The organism is Pontibacter mangrovi, from assembly GCF_006385705.1.
In the GTDB taxonomy this organism is placed as follows: domain Bacteria; phylum Bacteroidota; class Bacteroidia; order Cytophagales; family Hymenobacteraceae; genus Pontibacter; species Pontibacter mangrovi.
Genome location: NZ_VFRQ01000011.1, coordinates 104,085 through 121,205, shown reverse-complemented (window position 1 = coordinate 121,205; position 17,121 = coordinate 104,085). Strand labels below are relative to the sequence as shown.

The following is a 17,121-nucleotide window of genomic DNA, read 5'->3' as shown; positions in this document are numbered from 1 at the left end:
TTATGAATGTTGAAGACTAAAAAATACCTAATTAGTCAAAAGCAGCTTTTGGGGCTTATAACACTTTTTTTGCTACCACTTTATAGTTATGCAGAAGGTGGGAAACTTATCGGGAACGCCTTAGAGCTGTTTGCCTTTCTGATTTGGTTTCTGGCTTTAGTCTCTTTGATTATGTCTTTGATCTGGGGAAAGAAGCATTCTGTAGCAAGAGTTATTGTCTACTTAATTTGTGGGTTTTCATTATTAACTTGGTTATTTAGTTCATTCTTATTTGGTAGAGCACTAAGTACATCGTACAATTTAGCTAATATATTCTCAATTGGAATAATGGTGATGACAGGAGTTAGAAAAGAGAGAAAAGCGCCTCCTAAACATACCTAAAAGTAATGTGGCGCTCTTTAGTCCATAGCGTTAGAGAATACAACAATCAAATTAGTAGAATTGGAGTTTAAAGAAGAAATAGAAAACGCTAACCTAATACTCAATCACTTTGGGTATTGGCCTTCTTTTCATGACTCTGAAATCATATCCTTGAAGTTTGAAAGGAATTTAGAAGAAGGAAAACCGACTGTAGAGATGAAGGTCTACGCTTTTGAAATGACTGACAAAGTAGTAAACCGATACTTTAAGCGGTTTAAACATTGCATCATCGACTTTAAGTTTGTGGACTTGCAGAAAAGTGAGATGGATGGTTTCAACCATCAAAATGCAGTAGATGGACTGAATTTTGAGAAAGATGGAGACAACCTAATTTGCGAAATCAATGCAGCATATGGAGTTGATGGTCTATTGTCTGCTAAGACAATACAAGTGGTAAAATTAGAGCCTGTAGAAAAATAACTATTCCCTAAGAAAGTTCAGCCTTAACCCTCCCTACGCTTTGGGCTTCGGCTGCACCAGCACGTTAATTAAATGAGTGACATAATTATCAGGAGCAAGTTTTCTAAAGAAGAAACTATTAGAAAACTCAAGCAGATATTTTCTAATGGGAATGAATTCGACGTAAAACTACAGGTTCTTCACGGAGAGTATTATTTGTCATCAGAACATCAAGATAGTGTCCTTCATAAAAGAACAACAGACTCTTTTTTCGTTCAGTTTCGGGTGAAAGTAGATTTAGGGCAAGTAAGTATTCATTTGACTCCCCAGTCCCAGGCACTTTCCATTGCAATAGGAACAATGATCTTATCTCTATTATGGATTATGCTGTTTGCTATATCAGTTGCAGAAAAAAGGTGGTTAGGAATAGAAGCTTATGGAATAGGAGTGGGAGTTACGCTTGTTCTCTTTCTTTCTTTAAAGCTTGGGAAAAGGAAAGAAAAATCAGTTATAGATAGAATTAGGGAGGAGTTTGAGGCTGCTGAATAATAGCCCAAACATTACAAGCTAAATAACAAAAATCAAATACCACGATGTCAGAAGAAATGAAACAGTGCCCCAAATGTAACTCACCTTATGGTTACGCAATGGGTGCAGATACCTATGCTTGTCCGGAGTGTGGAAACGAGTGGAACCCAAGTGAGGTGGAGGAAGAGGCAGGACTGAAAGTAGTAGATGCGAACGGAAACGTACTTCAGGATGGGGATTCTGTTGTCGTGATCAAGGATTTACCGGTAAAAGGCGCTCCAAAACCCGTGAAGGCCGGCACAAAAGTAAAAAACATCCGCCTGACGGAAGGAGACCATAACATCGACTGCAAAATAGATGGCTTCGGCTCCATGGCGCTGAAGTCTGAGTTTGTGAGAAAGGCGTAATATACCGGTGAGCTTCGGGAAATGCCTTTAGTACTACAGTTAACGTGCGTAACAGGTAAGCCGTATCTTTGCAGCTAAACCAGGAAGTATAAACACAAATAACATAGCCGGAACACTGGCTTCATCAAAGTTAACTAATGACCAACAACGACATACTCCGCCGCATCCGCTATACGTTTGATTTCGGTGACGATAAAATGATTGCGCTTTTCGGCTCGGGCGGAAAAGAGGTAACGCGCGCCGAGGTAAGCGACTGGCTGAAGAAAGAGGACGACCCGGAGTACAAGGCGCTGAACGATGAGCAACTGGCGGCTTTCCTCAACGGCTTTATCAACGAGAAGCGCGGCCAAAAAGAAGGGCTGCAACCAGCGCCGGAGAAGAAGCTGAACAACAATATCATCCTGCGCAAGCTCAAAATCGCCCTGAACCTGAAAGACGAGGACATGCTGGAGATCCTGGAGCTGGCCAACTTCCGCCTGAGCAAGCACGAGCTCAGCGCCTTCTTCCGCAAGCCCGACCACCAGCACTACCGCCCGCTAAAAGACCAGATCCTGCGCAATTTCCTGCACGGCATGCAGCTAAGGTACCGCGGCGAAGGCAGCTAAGTATAACTACAGCAAAGTATAAACGCCTGTTCCGTAAGTTCGGAACAGGCGTTTTAGTTTGAGCTTGATTTTTTACTATACTTTCCGCATCTTGATGTATAAACCCGACTCATGAAAGAGGATTTCCTGCATTATATCTGGCAGCATCAGTACTTCGACAAAACCGCCTTGGCTACCACTGATGGCGAGCCGCTGCAGGTGCTGCGGGTGGGGTTCTACAACACCGATGCCGGTCCGGATTTCAGGGAAGCCATACTTCGGGTGGGGGAGGTGGAGTGGTCGGGGAGCGTGGAAGTGCACCTGCAGGCCTCGGACTGGCACCGCCACCACCACCAGCACGACCCCAAGTATGACCAGGTGGTGCTGCACGTGGTCTGGCAGGCGGATGTGCCCGTATTAAGAACCGATGGAACCCTGGTGCCGGTGCTGGAGCTGCAAGACCGCGTAGATCTGCGCCTGTTGCATACCTATGAGCAGCTGCAGAAATCAAGAAATGAAGTTCCTTGCGCCGCCTTCTGGCCGGAGGTGCCGGAGATCGCCAAAACGCTGATGCTGGAACGGGCGCTGGTAGAGCGGCTGGAGGAGAAGGGCGAGGAGGTGCTGCAAGTATACCGCAGCTACGGAAACGATTGGGAGCAGGCTGCTTACCATACATTGCTGCGCGGCTTCGGCTTTAAGATCAACCAGCAGGCATTTGAACAGCTGGCCAGAACATTGCCGTTCCACGTGGTGCGGCGGCAGCAGCACAACTTACCGCAACTGGAGGCGCTGCTGCTGGGGCAGGCTGGTTTTTTGGCCGATGCCGATGATGGCTATGCTGCGCAGCTGCAGCGGGAGTATATCTTTTTGCAGCACAAGTATAAACTGCAGCCCCTGCCACGCCACCAGTGGAACTTCCTGCGCATGCGCCCCGCCAACTTCCCGACGGTGCGGCTGGCGCAACTGGCGGCGGCGCTGCATCAGCATGCATCCCTTTTCACTAAAATCTTAGAATCGGACTCTGGTAAGAAGTATGAGCAGCTGTTTCAGGCGCCGGTGTCGGCATACTGGCAGAAGCACTATATGTTTGGCCGCGAAAGCAAGGCTGTGGCGAAAGGAATGGGCAAAGGCAGCGCCCAGAATTTGGTGATTAACGTAGCCGTGCCTATACTTGCCGCCTACGCCAGCCACAGCGGCGACCGCACCCTGCTGGAGAAAGCCATCACGTTGCTGGAGCAGCTGAAGGAGGAGAGCAACAAGTATACCCGCCTCTACGAGGAACTGGGCTGGCAGGCAAAATCCGCAGCCGATAACCAGGCGGCTCTAGGGCTTTATAAGCGCTATTGCCACCCCATAAACTGCATGCGCTGCGCTGTGGGCAATAAGATCATGAAACAGAACAAAGCTGCCCTGTGAGCATACTTTTCGTTTACCTCATCAACCTGTTGCTACTGGTCGGGCTTGTCTGGTGGCTATCCCGGCAGGCGTGGGCGCAGCACCTAAAGCCATACTTTTGGCCAGCACTGGGTTTAAAAGTGGTTATTGCCCTGGGCTTTGCCGTGTTTCGCTATACCTTAGCCGGCCCCAGCGATACCCATGTATACCATGAAGCAGCCCTGAAGCTGCTGGCCTATGCGCACCAGCATCCGCAGGATTACCTGAAGCTACTGTTCCTGAACCAGTTCGAAAGCGCGGCTTTCAGGGCGTCGCTGCCCTTCACCCAGTTTCCCGATTTTACCAACTCTTTCTTCTTTATCAAGCTAGTAAGTGTGCTGAACCTGGTTACTGCCGGGCAATACTACCTGAACAACCTGTGGTTGTCGCTTTTTGGTTTTTGGGGAGGAGCCTGGCTGGTGGCGGTGCTGGCGCGGGTGTATCCGAAGTATAAACCGGCGGTGGTGGTGGCTTTTTTGTTTTTCCCGTCGGTGGTGCTGTGGAGCTCGGGGGTGATGAAAGAGCCGGTGATGTTTGGCAGCATGTGCTGGCTAGTAGGAACGGCATTGGCGCTGGCGCACGGTTACAGGCAAAGTATTTGGACTTGGCTGCTGTTGCCGCTGCAGGTATACCTGTTCATCAAAATAAAGCTGTTTTACGCTGCTTTGCTGCTGCCGCTGTTGCTGGCCTACCTGCTGGTGCAGCGCCTTAAAGTCTACCTAAAGGCACTGGCCCCGCTCAAAGCACAGCTCCTGTTGTTGCTGGTGCTGGCAGGTATGGCAGTGCTGGTGGTGATGTGGCAGAAAAGTGTTTTTAAGCCGGATTTTATACTTTGGAACCTGGAGAGCAACTATACCTCGCTGCTGCGGCGGTCTCAGCACGTCCCGCACATTGATTTAGGTAAGCTGCAGCCAACGCTGCAAAGTATGGCGGTGCATTACCCTGAGGCGGCCCTCAGTTCCATCTACCGCCCGTTCATCGGGGAGTCCTGGAAGCCGTTATACTTGCTGGCCGGGCTGGAGAACCTGCTGCTGCTGCTGCTAACAGGTATGGCCGTGGCCGCGGCGTTCAGGAGAGGTGCAAGTATAAAAGTAGAGTTGCTGCACATCGTGCTGCTGGTGTTTATACTTTTGATGGCCGGGATTATCGGCTTGTCTACGCCAAACTTCGGTACCCTGAGCCGCTACCGCATCGTGTACCTGCCCTTTTTAGTGTACCTGCTGCTGCAAAACGCCTATGCACAGCGCCTGCTGCAGCGGTTGCGCCTCTCATAGCCACACTTTCAAAATCACGCCCTTTTTTGTACCTTTGCGCCTTATTTAAGAGAGGTTTATGCAAAATCCGGTAATCATAGTAGGCGCCCAAAAACTGGGTACCACCGCATTAGATATCTTTAACAGCAACAACGTGATGGTGTACTGCTTCCTGGACGACAGCCAGGAGCTGCAGCAGCAGGAGGTGAACAATGTGGCGGTGATGGGTAAAACCGAAGACAGCGAGTTCCTGAAGCTGGTAGGCAAAACGTGCGACGTGTTTGTAGCCGTGGAAGACTCGGCGGCCCGCAAAGGCCTGATCAAAATGCTGAAGGAAGACTACAAGGCTGTGCCGGTAAATGCCATTCATCGCTTTAGCGCCGTGTCGGAATACGCTTGGCTGGGCCATGGCAACATGGTGGGGGCAGGAGCTATCATCAGCAACAACGCCAAGGTGGGCGATTACAACCTGATCCATGCCCGTGCACTGGTGGATACCAAAGCCCAGGTAGGCAGCAATGTAGAGATCGGGGCAGGAGCCATCATCAACGCAGAGGCTGTGGTAGAAGACGGGGCTTTTATCGGCACGGGTGCTGTTGTTGTGTCCGGTGTGAAGATCGGCAAGAACGCCCGCATTGGCGCCGGTTCTGTGGTAGTGGCCGACGTGCCAGCCAAAGCCACGGTGTTCGGCAACCCGGCCGCGCCCGTAAAGTAAACTTTTATACTTGCCCCGGCTGTTACAGAACTGACAAAAGTCATTTTGCCGCAGCACGGCAGTTTATACTTTTGTGGCTTATATGGTTTAATGGCTAAACTGTTGAATTGTTGAGAGACCGATAAAACTGCAGTGCAGCCAAATAACAATTAAACAGTAGCTCCGAAGGAGCAAACAATTCAACAATCAATTTTAACACTTAGCGAGAAACTAAGCAGTTATGAACAAACCCTACAGCATATTACTGTACTATTGCTACACGCCGATCGAGGATCCGGAGGCGTTTCGTGAGCAGCATCATTTACTGTGCCTGGAGCTGAATCTGCTCGGCCGCATTATTATTTCCAAAGAGGGCCTGAACGGCACCGTGTCCGGCCTGAAAGAAGACTGCGACAAGTATATGGCGGCCCTGCACGCCGACCCGCGCTTCGCCAAGATCGACTTTAAGGTGGACGAGTCGGACAAGCACGCGTTTGCCAAGCTGCATGTGCGCATCAAAGCCGAGATCGTGCACTCCGGCTTACTGCACCTCGACCCGAACGTGCGCACTGGCAAGCACCTGGCCCCGAAGGAGTTCAGGGAAATGAAAGACCGCGAGGACGTGGTGGTAGTGGATATGCGCTCCGACTATGAGTACACCGTGGGCCGCTTCAAGAACGCCGTCACGCTGGATATCGAGAACTTCCGGGAGTTTCCGGAGAAGATCGATGAGCTGAAGGAGAAGTTCAAGGACAAGAAGATACTGACCTACTGCACCGGCGGCATCAAGTGCGAGAAGGCAAGCGCCTTTTTGCTGGAGCAAGGTTTTGAGGACGTGTACCAGCTGCACGGCGGCATTATAAAGTATGGCAAAGAGGCCGGCGGCGAGGATTTTGAGGGCAAGTGCTACGTGTTTGATAACCGCGTGGCCGTAGACGTGAACAGCGTGAACCCGACCGTAATCTCTACCTGCCACGTATGCGGCACCCCGAACGACCGTATGGTGAACTGCGCCAACCCGGTGTGCAACCTGCACGTGGCCATCTGCGAGAAGTGCGGCTGGGAACTGGACGGCGCCTGCTCTACGGAGTGCAAGGAGCACCCGGAGAAACGCCCCTACGACGGCACTGGCTACTACCAGAAAGAGATGAACGGCTACAATCCGCTCAAAGGGTTCAACCGCAAAAAGAAAACTGACGTACAAGTGTAAGTATTCTCTAAAGCTCAGAAAAGCGTGTGCTCAAACAGCCACGCTTTTCGTGTTTTTAATAATCTGGATGTTAGATTTTAGATGCTAGATAATAGATTACGTTTTCTATTTATCACTTCAGGAGTCTAAAATCTAATGTCTAGAGTCTATCATCTATAGAAATGGCAATCCCAGAATCAGAACTGATCATAAACCCGAACGGCACGGTATACCACCTCAACCTGCTGCCCGAGCACATTTCCGACACCATTATAACCGTAGGCGACCCGGAGCGCGTGGCTAAGGTGAGCAAGTATTTTGATGAGATGGAAGTGCAGGTGGCCAAGCGCGAGTTCGTGACCCACACCGGCTACTACAAAGGCAAGCGCCTCACGGTGATCTCCACAGGTATGGGCACCGACAACATTGATATTCTGATGAACGAGCTGGACGCGCTGGTGAACATCGACTTCCGCAGCCGCGAGGTAAACGAGGAGAAGATCAAGCTGAGCATCGTGCGTATTGGTACCTCCGGCTCGTTGCAGGAAACAGTGCCGCTGGGCAGCCACCTGGCCTCGCACACAAGTATAGGCCTGGATACGCTGATGCAGTTCTACCCGCTGGAGCAGACGGAGGAGGAGCAAATCATCACGGCTAAGCTGCAGCAGGAGCTAGGGCTGGGCTTTCGGCCATACTGCGTTTCAGGCGCACAACGCCTCATCCAAAAGATCGCTTATGACATGGTGCCCGGCAATACCCTGACTTGCCCCGGCTTTTACGCGCCGCAGGGCCGCGTGCTGCGCGGCGGCCTGCGCAACCAAGCTTTGCTGCAGACCTACCAGGATTTCCGCCACAATGCGTACATGCTCACCAACTTTGAGATGGAGACAGCCGGTTACTACAGCATGGGCCGCATCCTGGGCCACGACATGTTATCCCTCAACGCCATTGTGGCCAACCGCGTCACGCAGCAGTTCGCCGAAAATGCGGAGGAGGTGATCGATAGCCTCATCGTAAAAGTGCTGGACCGGATATAAGCCTTATAGCATTGCCCTAAAACAAAAACAGCTTGCTCAGGTGGTCTGGGCAAGCTGTTATACTTTATACTTAATAAAATGTATCCGGGGCGATGGTTTGGGTTTCATATACTAACAGTAATTGATCTCAAGAATCGACCTGATCGGCAAGAACATACCTGATCGTAGCAGTACAAAGTCTTTGTCGAGGCCCCACAGCGCTGCTTCTACGCGCTTCAGCTCACCGGTATCCGTCTTAAACGTGATCATGGACTTCGTGCGGAAGGTGTTGCTCAGGATAGTGGCGCGGTTGGCGGCGTAATAGCGTCGGCTTTTGGCATCAGGGTCCTGCAGCACGTCTGTTTTGCTGAATTTAAGGGTGGCAATACGTTCTTTGTTAATGAGTTGGGTGTTTTTCTTTAGTTCTTGCATATTGTGTATTAGTTGGTTCTGTATATATAGTGCATATATTATGCCAAAAATGCTGTTTAAACACAGGTGAGGCATGGGGATAAAAAAAGCAAGTAGAGTATACTTACCTGCAAAAGGAGGGTGGCTTTTTAGAAAAACTCTATGCCGATAATGGAGGTAACGGGTATGGCGCAGCCGGCCTTCAGGGTCATGTATTTGTCGTCTACGGCCCAAACGGTGGTATCCACGCGGTGCAGCTCGCCATCAGCTGTCTGGAAGGTGATTTCTACTTTGCCGTGGTACACGTTGCCCAGGGAGGTGGCGCGGTTCAGGTCCCACATGCGTTTCTTGCGGGCTTCGGGGTCTGTGAGTACGTCAGTTTGCCCGAAGCGGAGAGTCGGAATCTGCTCCTTCTCCATCATCGGGATAGTGTTGATATAAGTTTCCATGTGCGGTTGGTTTATTTAACTAAGACCTAATATAGGAAACCGCTATCTAAAATGCAATGTTTTAACGCTGGTTTTTAAGGAACTACAGGCGCTGCAGAAAAGCCAGCGTGTCCACGCCGTCAGCATAGTCCCATACCATCGGGCGCTGAGCCTCGCCGAAAGGTATACTTCCCTCCAGCCAGCCGTGCGCCGACACCACCACCTGCGTCTTGTCCTTCACCTCGTGCAGCTTGTGGCGCAGGTCTGCCAGCGAGGTAAAGGTGTCGTAGAACAGCACCGAGATAGGGGACACTAGCTTCTCGCTCTGCTGCACCAGCATAAAGCCGTTGTCAAAGTGCGGCACGCGGTTTACCAAAAGTATAGATTTGTTGTAGTCGTAGTTGTTCTGGTACTTGTGGTGATCCAGTATGTTGGCGCGGTGCTGGTTGGCTTCAAAAAACTTATCGAATGTATACCCTACGGGCACAAATACCTTAGACACGTTGCGGCAGCCCAGGCCGTAGTAGCGGAAAATGTCCTCGCCTAAAGCGCGCAGGTCGTCCGGCTCCTCGTGGCCAGTCAGTATACCGATGCTTGTGCGGTTCTTGCGGATGATGTGCGGGCGCTTGGCAAAGTAGTACTCAAAGTAGCGGGCCGTGTTGTCGGAGCCGGTGGCGATAATGGCGTCTGCCTCCTTCAGCAAATCAACAAACTCGATGCGGTTGCCGAAGGCTGGCTCTATGGCAATGAGCATGTTGGCAATGCGCTTCATCAGCATATCGTCGCTGGAGCTGAGCTTGCCCAGCAGGAAGTGCCCGCTGATCAGCACCGACAGGAAATCGTGGAAACCCACCATCGGAATATTGCCCGCCATCACTACGCCAACCTTCTTTGGTGTAACCTGTTTGAGGTGGTAGGGGTAAAGCCACTCACGGAGGTATTGCTCCTGCAACATGACAATGATGCCATCCAGAGCACTGGATACGTTTTCCTCTGTAAACCAAGGGTTACGCGAGGCTGCCGAGAAGGCCCAGGCCTGTCGCTCATCCGGCGTCAGGTGCTGCAGCTGTTTCCCCAGTTCTACAAAGGCTTCTATCCTGTTCTCTAATGTCATGGCAAATTGCGTGGCTCGTAAAAAATAACTTGATAGGGATACTGTTTGTTCCTAATTTTGTTCGTTTAAAAAAAGAAACAGAAGTACAAAAGTATAAAAAATATACAGGAGATACGACTATGGCTATAATGATAACCGATGAGTGTATAAACTGCGGAGCCTGCGAACCAGAGTGCCCGAACACCGCTATTTACGAAGGCGGCGCGGAGTGGACCTGGGGCGGTGGCACGGCGCTGAAAGAGGTGGAGATTGACGGTGGCGAGGTTGTGCCTGGCGATGCCCCGCAGACCCCTATTTCAGATGAGTTTTACTACATCGTTTCTGATAAGTGTACCGAGTGCATGGGCTTCCATGAGGAGCCGCAGTGCGCCGCCGTTTGCCCCGTGGATTGCTGCGTAGACGACCCCGACTACCGCGAGACAGAGGAAGAGCTGCTGGCCAAGAAAAGCTGGCTGCACCAGGAGGCGTAAGTATAAAGCAACATCAAAGTATAAAACCTGCCCCGCAAAGGCAGGTTTTTTTGTTACCAGCATCAGGATTTACAAGATTTTAGGAGGGACGGGATGCTTTGTTTATACTTTAACAACTATGAAGATTCAGGATGGAGAAGATTATGAGAGTGGTGGAAGGCGATACCTACTGTAGAGACGCAATACCTTGCGTCTCCAACTTTGCCACGGGCAATCCCGTGCATCCTGAAATCCAGAAAATCCTGATCCTGACAACAATCTGCAATTCGCAATTAACAATCAGCAAAATTCCCTAATTTTGCGAATTAAGCTTACACAGTAGCCTAACTAAGTACAAGATGTCGATTTCAACGAAATATAACCCCAAGGAAGTAGAGAAGAAGTGGTACGACAGCTGGATGCAGCGCGGCTTCTTCCACTCAGAGCCTAACCCGAGCAAAGAGCCATACACCATCGTGATTCCGCCGCCAAACGTAACCGGCGTGCTGCACATGGGCCACATGCTCAACAACACCATCCAGGATGTGCTCATCCGCCGTGCGCGCATGCAGGGCAAGGAGGCTTGCTGGGTGCCGGGCACCGACCACGCCTCAATCGCCACGGAGGCCAAGGTGGTGGCCATGCTCAAGGAAAAAGGCATCAACAAAAAAGACCTTACCCGCGAGGAGTTCCTCAAGTATGCCTGGGAGTGGAAAGAGAAGTATGGCGGCATTATTCTGGAGCAGCTCAAAAAGCTGGGCGCCTCCTGCGATTGGGACCGCACCCGCTTTACCATGGAAGACGACATGAGCGCCGCCGTGATCGAGGTGTTCGTGGACCTGTACCGCAAAGGCCAAATTTACCGCGGTATTCGTATGGTAAACTGGGACCCGCAGGGCAAAACGGCTCTCTCTGACGAGGAGGTGGTGCCGAAAGACACCATGGCCAAAATGTACCACCTGAACTACGAAGTAGTGGCGGATGGTGCAGCAGAGCCAACCTATATTACCGTAGCCACTTCGCGCCCGGAAACCATTATGGCCGACGTGGCCGTAGCCGTGAACCCGAACGACGAGCGCTATACCCACCTACACGGAAAATCGGTGCGCATTCCGTTGCTGGGCAAAGTAATTCCGATCATCCTGGATGAGTATGTAAGTATAGATTTTGGTACGGGTGCGCTGAAAGTAACGCCGGCCCACGACCTGAACGACTACGAACTGGGCCAGAAGCACAAGCTGCCGACCATCGACATCCTGAACGACGACGGCTCCCTGAACGAGCAGGCGCAGCTGTACGTGGGGCAGGATCGCTTTGAGGCCCGCCGCAATATTGTGAAGGACCTGAAAGAAGCCGGCCTGCTGGTGAAGGTGGAGGAGTATGCCTCTGTGCTGCAGACCTCGGAGCGTACCGGCGCCGTTATTGAGCCGCGCCTGTCGATGCAGTGGTTCTGCAAGATGGACAAGATGGCCAAGCCCGCGCTGGAGGCCGTGATGAACGATGAGATCCGCCTGCACCCGCCCAAGTTCAAGAACATGTACCGCTCCTGGATGGAGAACGTGCGCGACTGGTGCGTATCGCGCCAGCTGTGGTGGGGCCAGCAGATACCTGCCTACTATTTGCCAGACGGCTCCTTTGTGGTGGCTACTACGGCAGAGGAAGCGCTGAAACTGGCCCGCAAAGAAAGCGGCAACGAAAACCTTCAGCCTGAGGACCTGCGCCAGGACGAGGACGTGCTGGATACCTGGTTCTCTTCGTGGCTGTGGCCAATCTCGGTGTTTGATGGCTTTAAGGACCCGGACAACAAGGACATCTTATACTATTACCCGACCAACGACCTGGTAACTGCCCCTGAGATCCTGTTTTTCTGGGTGGCGCGTATGATCATGGCCGGTTACGAGTTCCGCAACGAGCTGCCGTTCAAAAACGTGTACCTGACTGGTATCGTGCGCGACGCGCAGGGCCGTAAAATGTCGAAGTCCTTGGGCAACTCGCCTGATCCGCTGGACCTGATTGACCAGTACGGTGCCGACGGTGTGCGTGCGGGTATGCTTTTCAGCTCACCGGCCGGCAACGACTTGCTGTTCGACGAGAAACTGGTGGAGCAGGGCCGTAACTTCAGCAACAAGATCTGGAATGCCTATCGCCTGATAAAAGGATGGGAGGTGGACGAGAGCCTACCGTTCCCGAACGAAACGGCGGTGAAGTGGTTCGACTCGCGCTTTAACGAGGCCTTTGTGCAGATAGAGGACCACTTCAGCAAGTTCCGTATTTCGGATGCGCTGCTGGCGGTGTACAAGCTGGTATGGGACGACTTCTGCTCTAACTACCTGGAGATGATCAAGCCGGCCTACCAGCAGCCGATCGACAAGCAGACGCTGGACAAGACAGTGAAACTCCTGGAGAAGGTACTGAAGGTGCTGCATCCGTTCATGCCGTTCATTACCGAAGAGATCTGGCAAGACCTGAAGGTGCGCAAGGATAAGGAATTCCTGATCGTGGCGCCGTGGCCTAAGAAGGATAAGTTCGATAAGCAGATCATCGAGACGATGGAGGTGGTGCTGAACGTGGTGGGTTCTGTCCGCAACATCCGTAACTCCAAGAATATCCCGAACAACAAGCAGCTGGACCTGTATATCAAGGTGATGAAGCACGACCATTACCAACCGTTTTTAGGCGTGATGCGCAAGCTGGCTAACCTGAATGAGGTTCAGTTTGTGAAGGAAAGTATAGACGGCGCGATCAGCTTTATCGTGGCAGGCGATGAGTTCTTCATCCCAATGGAAGGCAACATTGACGTGGCCGCCGAGCGCGAGCGCCTGACCAAGGAGCTGGAGTACACCAAAGGCTTCCTGGCCTCAGTGGATAAAAAGCTGAGCAACGAGCGTTTCGTGAGCGGTGCCCCGGAAGCCGTGATCGCCAACGAGCGTAAGAAAAAAGCCGATGCCGAGGCGAAGATACATGCCATCGAGCAAAGTTTGGCAGCGCTTTAACACGCCTTTAAAAGTATAAAACAGCGGCGGCTGCTCTTGCAAAGGGGCAGCCGCCGCTGTTTTTGCGCCTGGTTTTTCGTCGACTAAAGTATAAAAATCAGAAGCCGTGCAACCCTTGGCCGTGCTTTTGGGCTCTGCAAAGTATAACCCCTATAACTATGGCGAATTATTTCCTGTCTATTTTGATGCTCTTGGCCCTCGGGCAGTGCCACGATGAAATACTGCCAGAACTGGTGCCGCAGAAACCTGCTTACGGCAAACCCTTTACCATGGAGCCGGATGAGCGGGTAGAACTGATAAACGGCGATAGCCTGTACCTGGAGCTGGAGCGGGTGGAGGATTCGCGCTGCCCGCAGGATGTTGTCTGTGTATGGATGGGCAATGCCTCGGTTGAGCTGCGGGTGGGCCAAATAGGGCGCAAAGGGCAAAAGCTAAACTTCTGCATCGGCGACTGCCGCCCCGAGCCTGCCAGAAGTAAACACCCGATTGAGGTGCTGGTGGACGGGAAAGCGTATGAGGTTACGCTGCTGGAAGTACTGCCATATCCCTCCGAGGCAAACACGGATACCGAGAAGCAGGTGAAACTGATCGTCACTAAAAAATAATATACATGCTTTATTCGCTGATCCTCGCCCTGAACCTGTTGCTGATGTCCGAAGCCCCTCTGCAACGGCAGGTGCCGGTTGGGCAAACCTTTACCATAAGCCTGCACGAGCAGGTGCAGGTAGTAGACAGCCTGTCCGGAAGTATAGCTACCATCACGCTGACCGAGCTGAACGATAGCCGCTGCCCCAAAGATGTGCTTTGTGTGCAGGCAGGAGAGGTAACGCTGCAACTGGAGGCAAGTATGGCAGGAAACGCTGCGCCAACAGCCTGGCGGCTGACCAAACCCGCCATGCCCTCCGAAGCGACAGCTACCACAACGCAACCTAGCAAATTGACGCTCTTCGCGCCAGCCATTGCCTTCGGAGACAAGTATAAGCTGTTTTTTCTGCAGGCCCTGCCTTATCCTGAGGCTGAAAAACAAATCTCGGCCAACCTGGTGGAACTGCGGATCGAGCGAACGGAAAACAAATCTTAAAGACTTAAACCCTCCTACAAATGAAGCAAACTTTCACAGTCATACTTCTACTGCTCTCTCTGCTGGCAGAGGCGCAGCACTTAAACCTGCAGGGAACTGTGCTGTCCAGCAGCAGCGAGCCTTTGCCATACGTCAACATCGGCATCCGGAACAAAAACGTCGGGACGGCCTCGGATGAGCACGGTAAGTTTACACTGGAGCTGCCGGCCACCCACGCCACAGACACGCTAACCTTTTCCGCCATTGGCTACCAGGAGCGCAGCGTGCCCGTGTCGGAACTGGTAGGGATGCAGCCGCTGGAGGTGAAGCTACAGGAAAAGACGGAGCGACTGCAGGAGGTGGTGGTGCAAAGCCGCAAGCTAAAAACCAGAAAGCTGGGAGTAACCGGCCGCCTGCCCATGGTGTGGGGCAACCCCGACCAGAGAGAAAGCAAAGACATCTATGAGTTTGCCAACTTCATTCAGGTAAAGGACAGGCCCACCGAGCTGCTTTCCGCACACTTTTACCTGACCAGTTCCAAACTTGACTCCGCCTTGTTCCGCATCAACCTGTACCGCAACCGCGACGGCAAGCCGGGAGAGCGCCTGTTGGAGGAGAGAGTGGTGCAGCGGCTGTCTACCAGCGAGGGGTGGGTAAGTATAGATTTGCAGCCTTTCGCGGTTTATACGGACGAAGACTTTTTCCTGGGCATTGAGTACCTGCCGGCCACAGGGGCCGACAGACGGTCCATTATGCTAGGCGCAAAGCTCGGAGGAAGTAGCTTTTCACGCAAAGCCAGCCTAGGCAACTGGGAAGAGTTTGTGGGGGCAAGCCTGAGCGGCTATGTTTTGGTGCGGCAGTAAAAAATATTCTACCTGAAAGTCAGTGGCTTGAGCGTGTGGAGAGCCCAGTCATACTTTAGAAGAAAAATATCCGGCCGTAGAGGTGTTGCAAATAAGAATATGCGTTGTATATTTGCAGTACCAATCCTTGACCGCGGTTGAGGGGAAATGCGCAAGTGGCGAAATTGGTAGACGCGCTGTCTTCAGGCGGCAGTTCCGTAAGGTGTGAAGGTTCGAGTCCTTTCTTGCGCACCAAAAGAGGCTATCCGGAAACGGGTTGCCTCTTTTTTTATGTAGCCATACCTTTCAGGTATAAATTAAAAGTCCCCTTCTGCCGCACACGGAAGGGGACTTTTAATTTAGAGTAACCAGCTTTACACCAGCTCAGTTTCCCTGTTATCCGCCTCTTGTTGCGGTGCTAGTTCCGGGATAGACGTTTCTACCAGCCCTGTTTCCGGCTGTGGGTTAAATTCACCCTCCCAACGCGCCACCACGGCGGTGGCCAGGCAGTTGCCCGTCACGTTGATAGAGGTGCGGGCCATGTCCATCAGCTCATCTATGCCTAAAATGGCGAAAACAGGCCATACCGGCAAGTTAAATGAGGCCACCGTTCCCAGAAGTATAACCAGTGAGGCACGCGGCACGCCGGCCACGCCTTTAGAGGTGAGCATCAGCGTGAACACCATGACCAGCTGCTGTTTCCAGGAAAGGTCGATGCCGGCGGCCTGGGCCACAAATACCGACGCCAGCGCCAGGTATAAGGTGGTGCCGTCCAGGTTAAAGCTGTAGCCGGTGGGCATCACGAAGGCCACGATGCGCCGCGGCACGCCCAGCTTCTCCATCTCCTCCATGGCGCGGGGCAGCGCGGCCTCCGAGCTGGTGGTGGCAAAGGCGATGGAAACAGGCCCGGAAACGGCCTGCAGAAAGCGCCTTACCGGCACCCGCGCCACCAGGGCCACGGGCAGCAGCACCAGCAGCGAGAAGAGCAGCAGCGCCACATAAAGCGTAGCCAACAGCTGGAACAGGTTGACCAGGATGCCAAAGCCCATGTGCCCCACCGTGTAGGCAATGGCAGCGCCCACGCCCACCGGGGCGAAGTACATGATGATGTTGGTGAACTTGAACATCGTTTCGGAGAGGCTCTCGCAGAAGTCGAGCATGGGCTTGCGCTTCTTCTCGCTCACCATGGCCAGGCCAATGGCAAACAGCACGCTGAACACCACGATCTGCAGCACCTGCCCCTCCGCCACGGACTTGGCGATGTTCTCTGGGAAAACGTGCAGGATGATGTCGGCGGTTGACTGCGGGGGCATGGCCTGTATCTCTTCGTGCGCCTGCGCCAGCCCTGCGTCAATTCCCTCGCCTGCCTTGGTAAAGTTGATAACAGCCAACCCGATGAACAGCGCCAGCGTGGTCACCACCTCAAAGTACACGAGCGCCTTCCAGCCCATGCTGCCCACCTGCTTTAGGTTGGCGTGTCCGGCAATGCCCACCACCAGGGTGGCAAAAATAAGCGGGGCGATGATGGTTTTGATGAGCTTGAGGAACACCTTGCTCAGTACGCTCAGCTCCACCGCAAAGCCCGGGAAGTCGTAGCCGATCTCGGCGCCCAGCACCATGCTTATCAGAATCCAGGCGGTGAGGGAGCGCTTCTGCAGGCCGTAGAGCAGCAGGCTGCCGATGCAGGCCCAGCGAACGGCCGTCAGCACCTCCGCCGGCAGCGCCACGATGCCGTACTGCTGCAGCACGGTGAGAATGGCAGCCACCGTAATGCCCAGCAGCGTGACCAGCGGCAAAAAAGATTTTTTCATATAGAAATTCACAACATGTATGGCCGCAGCCGGTAAAACAAAAAGCCTTGAAGTGAATGCGGCTGAAAAGTCCCTAATGACGTTATTTG

General features: G+C 52.6%; 19 protein-coding genes and 1 tRNA gene. 16 read left to right on the top strand and 4 right to left on the bottom strand.

Annotation, left to right across the window (positions count from 1 at the left end; all coding sequences use genetic code 11):
• Positions 1–6 precede the first annotated feature (6 nt).
• The 10 genes from FJM65_RS17585 (at position 7) to FJM65_RS17540 (ending at position 7,945) form a co-directional block, all read left to right on the top strand.
• Positions 7–381, top strand: a complete 375-nt coding sequence (locus FJM65_RS17585; protein WP_140623109.1) for a hypothetical protein — start codon at positions 7–9, stop codon at positions 379–381.
• 60 nt (positions 382–441) lie between these two features.
• Complete coding sequence (locus FJM65_RS17580) at positions 442–840, top strand: Imm50 family immunity protein (protein ID WP_181163769.1); 399 nt, start codon at positions 442–444, stop codon at positions 838–840.
• Positions 841–912: 72 nt separating this feature from the next.
• Positions 913–1,368, top strand: a complete 456-nt coding sequence (locus FJM65_RS17575) for a hypothetical protein (protein WP_140623105.1) — start codon at positions 913–915, stop codon at positions 1,366–1,368.
• A gap of 44 nt (positions 1,369–1,412) precedes the next feature.
• The gene (locus tag FJM65_RS17570; RefSeq protein WP_140623103.1) at positions 1,413–1,754 is read left to right on the top strand and encodes a zinc ribbon domain-containing protein YjdM; all 342 of its coding nucleotides are present in this window, start codon (positions 1,413–1,415) and stop codon (positions 1,752–1,754) included.
• Positions 1,755–1,891: 137 nt separating this feature from the next.
• Positions 1,892–2,359, top strand: a complete 468-nt coding sequence (locus FJM65_RS17565) for a YehS family protein (RefSeq protein ID WP_140623101.1) — start codon at positions 1,892–1,894, stop codon at positions 2,357–2,359.
• Between the two features lie 111 nt (positions 2,360–2,470).
• Positions 2,471–3,754 (top strand): DUF2851 family protein, encoded by a 1,284-nt coding sequence (locus FJM65_RS17560; protein WP_140623099.1) that lies wholly within the window; start codon positions 2,471–2,473, stop codon positions 3,752–3,754.
• Positions 3,751–5,046: a hypothetical protein gene (locus FJM65_RS17555; protein ID WP_140623097.1), complete on the top strand. Its 1,296-nt coding sequence runs from the start codon at positions 3,751–3,753 to the stop codon at positions 5,044–5,046. Before FJM65_RS17560 ends, FJM65_RS17555 begins: the two co-directional genes overlap by 4 nt.
• A gap of 58 nt (positions 5,047–5,104) precedes the next feature.
• A complete protein-coding gene (locus tag FJM65_RS17550; RefSeq protein ID WP_140623095.1) occupies positions 5,105–5,740 on the top strand; it encodes a NeuD/PglB/VioB family sugar acetyltransferase in 636 nt (211 codons plus the stop codon).
• A gap of 220 nt (positions 5,741–5,960) precedes the next feature.
• Positions 5,961–6,929, top strand: coding sequence for an oxygen-dependent tRNA uridine(34) hydroxylase TrhO (trhO, locus tag FJM65_RS17545; protein ID WP_140623093.1), 969 nt, complete (start codon positions 5,961–5,963; stop codon positions 6,927–6,929).
• Positions 6,930–7,090: 161 nt separating this feature from the next.
• A complete protein-coding gene (locus FJM65_RS17540) occupies positions 7,091–7,945 on the top strand; it encodes a nucleoside phosphorylase (protein ID WP_140623090.1) in 855 nt (284 codons plus the stop codon).
• A gap of 111 nt (positions 7,946–8,056) precedes the next feature.
• Here the strand turns inward: FJM65_RS17540 and FJM65_RS17535 are convergent, their stop codons facing one another.
• The 3 genes from FJM65_RS17535 to FJM65_RS17525 all read right to left on the bottom strand — a co-directional run bounded on the left by FJM65_RS17535 (position 8,057) and on the right by FJM65_RS17525 (position 9,877).
• Entirely contained in the window at positions 8,057–8,356 is a 300-nt protein-coding gene (locus tag FJM65_RS17535; protein WP_140623088.1) for a hypothetical protein, read from the bottom strand.
• 128 nt (positions 8,357–8,484) lie between these two features.
• Positions 8,485–8,784: a hypothetical protein gene (locus tag FJM65_RS17530; protein ID WP_140623086.1), complete on the bottom strand. Its 300-nt coding sequence runs from the start codon at positions 8,782–8,784 to the stop codon at positions 8,485–8,487.
• Between the two features lie 82 nt (positions 8,785–8,866).
• Positions 8,867–9,877: an acyl-CoA reductase gene (locus FJM65_RS17525; RefSeq protein ID WP_140623084.1), complete on the bottom strand. Its 1,011-nt coding sequence runs from the start codon at positions 9,875–9,877 to the stop codon at positions 8,867–8,869.
• A gap of 119 nt (positions 9,878–9,996) precedes the next feature.
• Between FJM65_RS17525 and FJM65_RS17520 the strand changes: the two genes are divergently transcribed.
• The 6 genes from FJM65_RS17520 (at position 9,997) to FJM65_RS17495 (ending at position 15,476) form a co-directional block, all read left to right on the top strand.
• On the top strand, positions 9,997–10,347 hold the full coding sequence (locus FJM65_RS17520; RefSeq protein ID WP_140623082.1) for a 4Fe-4S dicluster domain-containing protein: 351 nt from the start codon (positions 9,997–9,999) through the stop codon (positions 10,345–10,347).
• A 338-nt stretch (positions 10,348–10,685) separates the two neighbouring features.
• Positions 10,686–13,319: a valine--tRNA ligase gene (locus tag FJM65_RS17515; RefSeq protein WP_140623080.1), complete on the top strand. Its 2,634-nt coding sequence runs from the start codon at positions 10,686–10,688 to the stop codon at positions 13,317–13,319.
• A gap of 158 nt (positions 13,320–13,477) precedes the next feature.
• On the top strand, positions 13,478–13,924 hold the full coding sequence (locus tag FJM65_RS17510; protein ID WP_140623078.1) for a hypothetical protein: 447 nt from the start codon (positions 13,478–13,480) through the stop codon (positions 13,922–13,924).
• Between the two features lie 5 nt (positions 13,925–13,929).
• On the top strand, positions 13,930–14,400 hold the full coding sequence (locus FJM65_RS17505) for a hypothetical protein (RefSeq protein ID WP_140623076.1): 471 nt from the start codon (positions 13,930–13,932) through the stop codon (positions 14,398–14,400).
• A gap of 20 nt (positions 14,401–14,420) precedes the next feature.
• Positions 14,421–15,242, top strand: a complete 822-nt coding sequence (locus FJM65_RS17500; protein WP_140623074.1) for a carboxypeptidase-like regulatory domain-containing protein — start codon at positions 14,421–14,423, stop codon at positions 15,240–15,242.
• A gap of 149 nt (positions 15,243–15,391) precedes the next feature.
• Positions 15,392–15,476, top strand: a tRNA-Leu gene (locus tag FJM65_RS17495).
• A 119-nt stretch (positions 15,477–15,595) separates the two neighbouring features.
• Here FJM65_RS17495 and FJM65_RS17490 read toward each other — a convergent pair.
• Positions 15,596–17,032, bottom strand: coding sequence for a dicarboxylate/amino acid:cation symporter (locus tag FJM65_RS17490; RefSeq protein WP_140623072.1), 1,437 nt, complete (start codon positions 17,030–17,032; stop codon positions 15,596–15,598).
• Positions 17,033–17,121 lie beyond the last annotated feature (89 nt).

Bases quoted from the DNA above. Each gene is read 5' to 3' on its own strand.
- FJM65_RS17490 (WP_140623072.1), bottom strand. From the start codon at position 17,032: ATGAAAAAATCTTTTTTGCCGCTGGTCACGCTGCTGGGCATTACGGTG.
- trhO (WP_140623093.1), top strand. From the start codon at position 5,961: ATGAACAAACCCTACAGCATATTACTGTACTATTGCTACACGCCGATC.
- FJM65_RS17530 (WP_140623086.1), bottom strand. From the start codon at position 8,784: ATGGAAACTTATATCAACACTATCCCGATGATGGAGAAGGAGCAGATT.
- FJM65_RS17560 (WP_140623099.1), top strand. From the start codon at position 2,471: ATGAAAGAGGATTTCCTGCATTATATCTGGCAGCATCAGTACTTCGAC.
- FJM65_RS17515 (WP_140623080.1), top strand. From the start codon at position 10,686: ATGTCGATTTCAACGAAATATAACCCCAAGGAAGTAGAGAAGAAGTGG.
- FJM65_RS17540 (WP_140623090.1), top strand. From the start codon at position 7,091: ATGGCAATCCCAGAATCAGAACTGATCATAAACCCGAACGGCACGGTA.
- FJM65_RS17570 (WP_140623103.1), top strand. From the start codon at position 1,413: ATGTCAGAAGAAATGAAACAGTGCCCCAAATGTAACTCACCTTATGGT.
- FJM65_RS17500 (WP_140623074.1), top strand. From the start codon at position 14,421: ATGAAGCAAACTTTCACAGTCATACTTCTACTGCTCTCTCTGCTGGCA.
- FJM65_RS17535 (WP_140623088.1), bottom strand. From the start codon at position 8,356: ATGCAAGAACTAAAGAAAAACACCCAACTCATTAACAAAGAACGTATT.
- FJM65_RS17575 (WP_140623105.1), top strand. From the start codon at position 913: ATGAGTGACATAATTATCAGGAGCAAGTTTTCTAAAGAAGAAACTATT.
- FJM65_RS17565 (WP_140623101.1), top strand. From the start codon at position 1,892: ATGACCAACAACGACATACTCCGCCGCATCCGCTATACGTTTGATTTC.
- FJM65_RS17520 (WP_140623082.1), top strand. From the start codon at position 9,997: ATGGCTATAATGATAACCGATGAGTGTATAAACTGCGGAGCCTGCGAA.
- FJM65_RS17525 (WP_140623084.1), bottom strand. From the start codon at position 9,877: ATGACATTAGAGAACAGGATAGAAGCCTTTGTAGAACTGGGGAAACAG.
- FJM65_RS17505 (WP_140623076.1), top strand. From the start codon at position 13,930: ATGCTTTATTCGCTGATCCTCGCCCTGAACCTGTTGCTGATGTCCGAA.
- FJM65_RS17585 (WP_140623109.1), top strand. From the start codon at position 7: ATGTTGAAGACTAAAAAATACCTAATTAGTCAAAAGCAGCTTTTGGGG.
- FJM65_RS17550 (WP_140623095.1), top strand. From the start codon at position 5,105: ATGCAAAATCCGGTAATCATAGTAGGCGCCCAAAAACTGGGTACCACC.
- FJM65_RS17510 (WP_140623078.1), top strand. From the start codon at position 13,478: ATGGCGAATTATTTCCTGTCTATTTTGATGCTCTTGGCCCTCGGGCAG.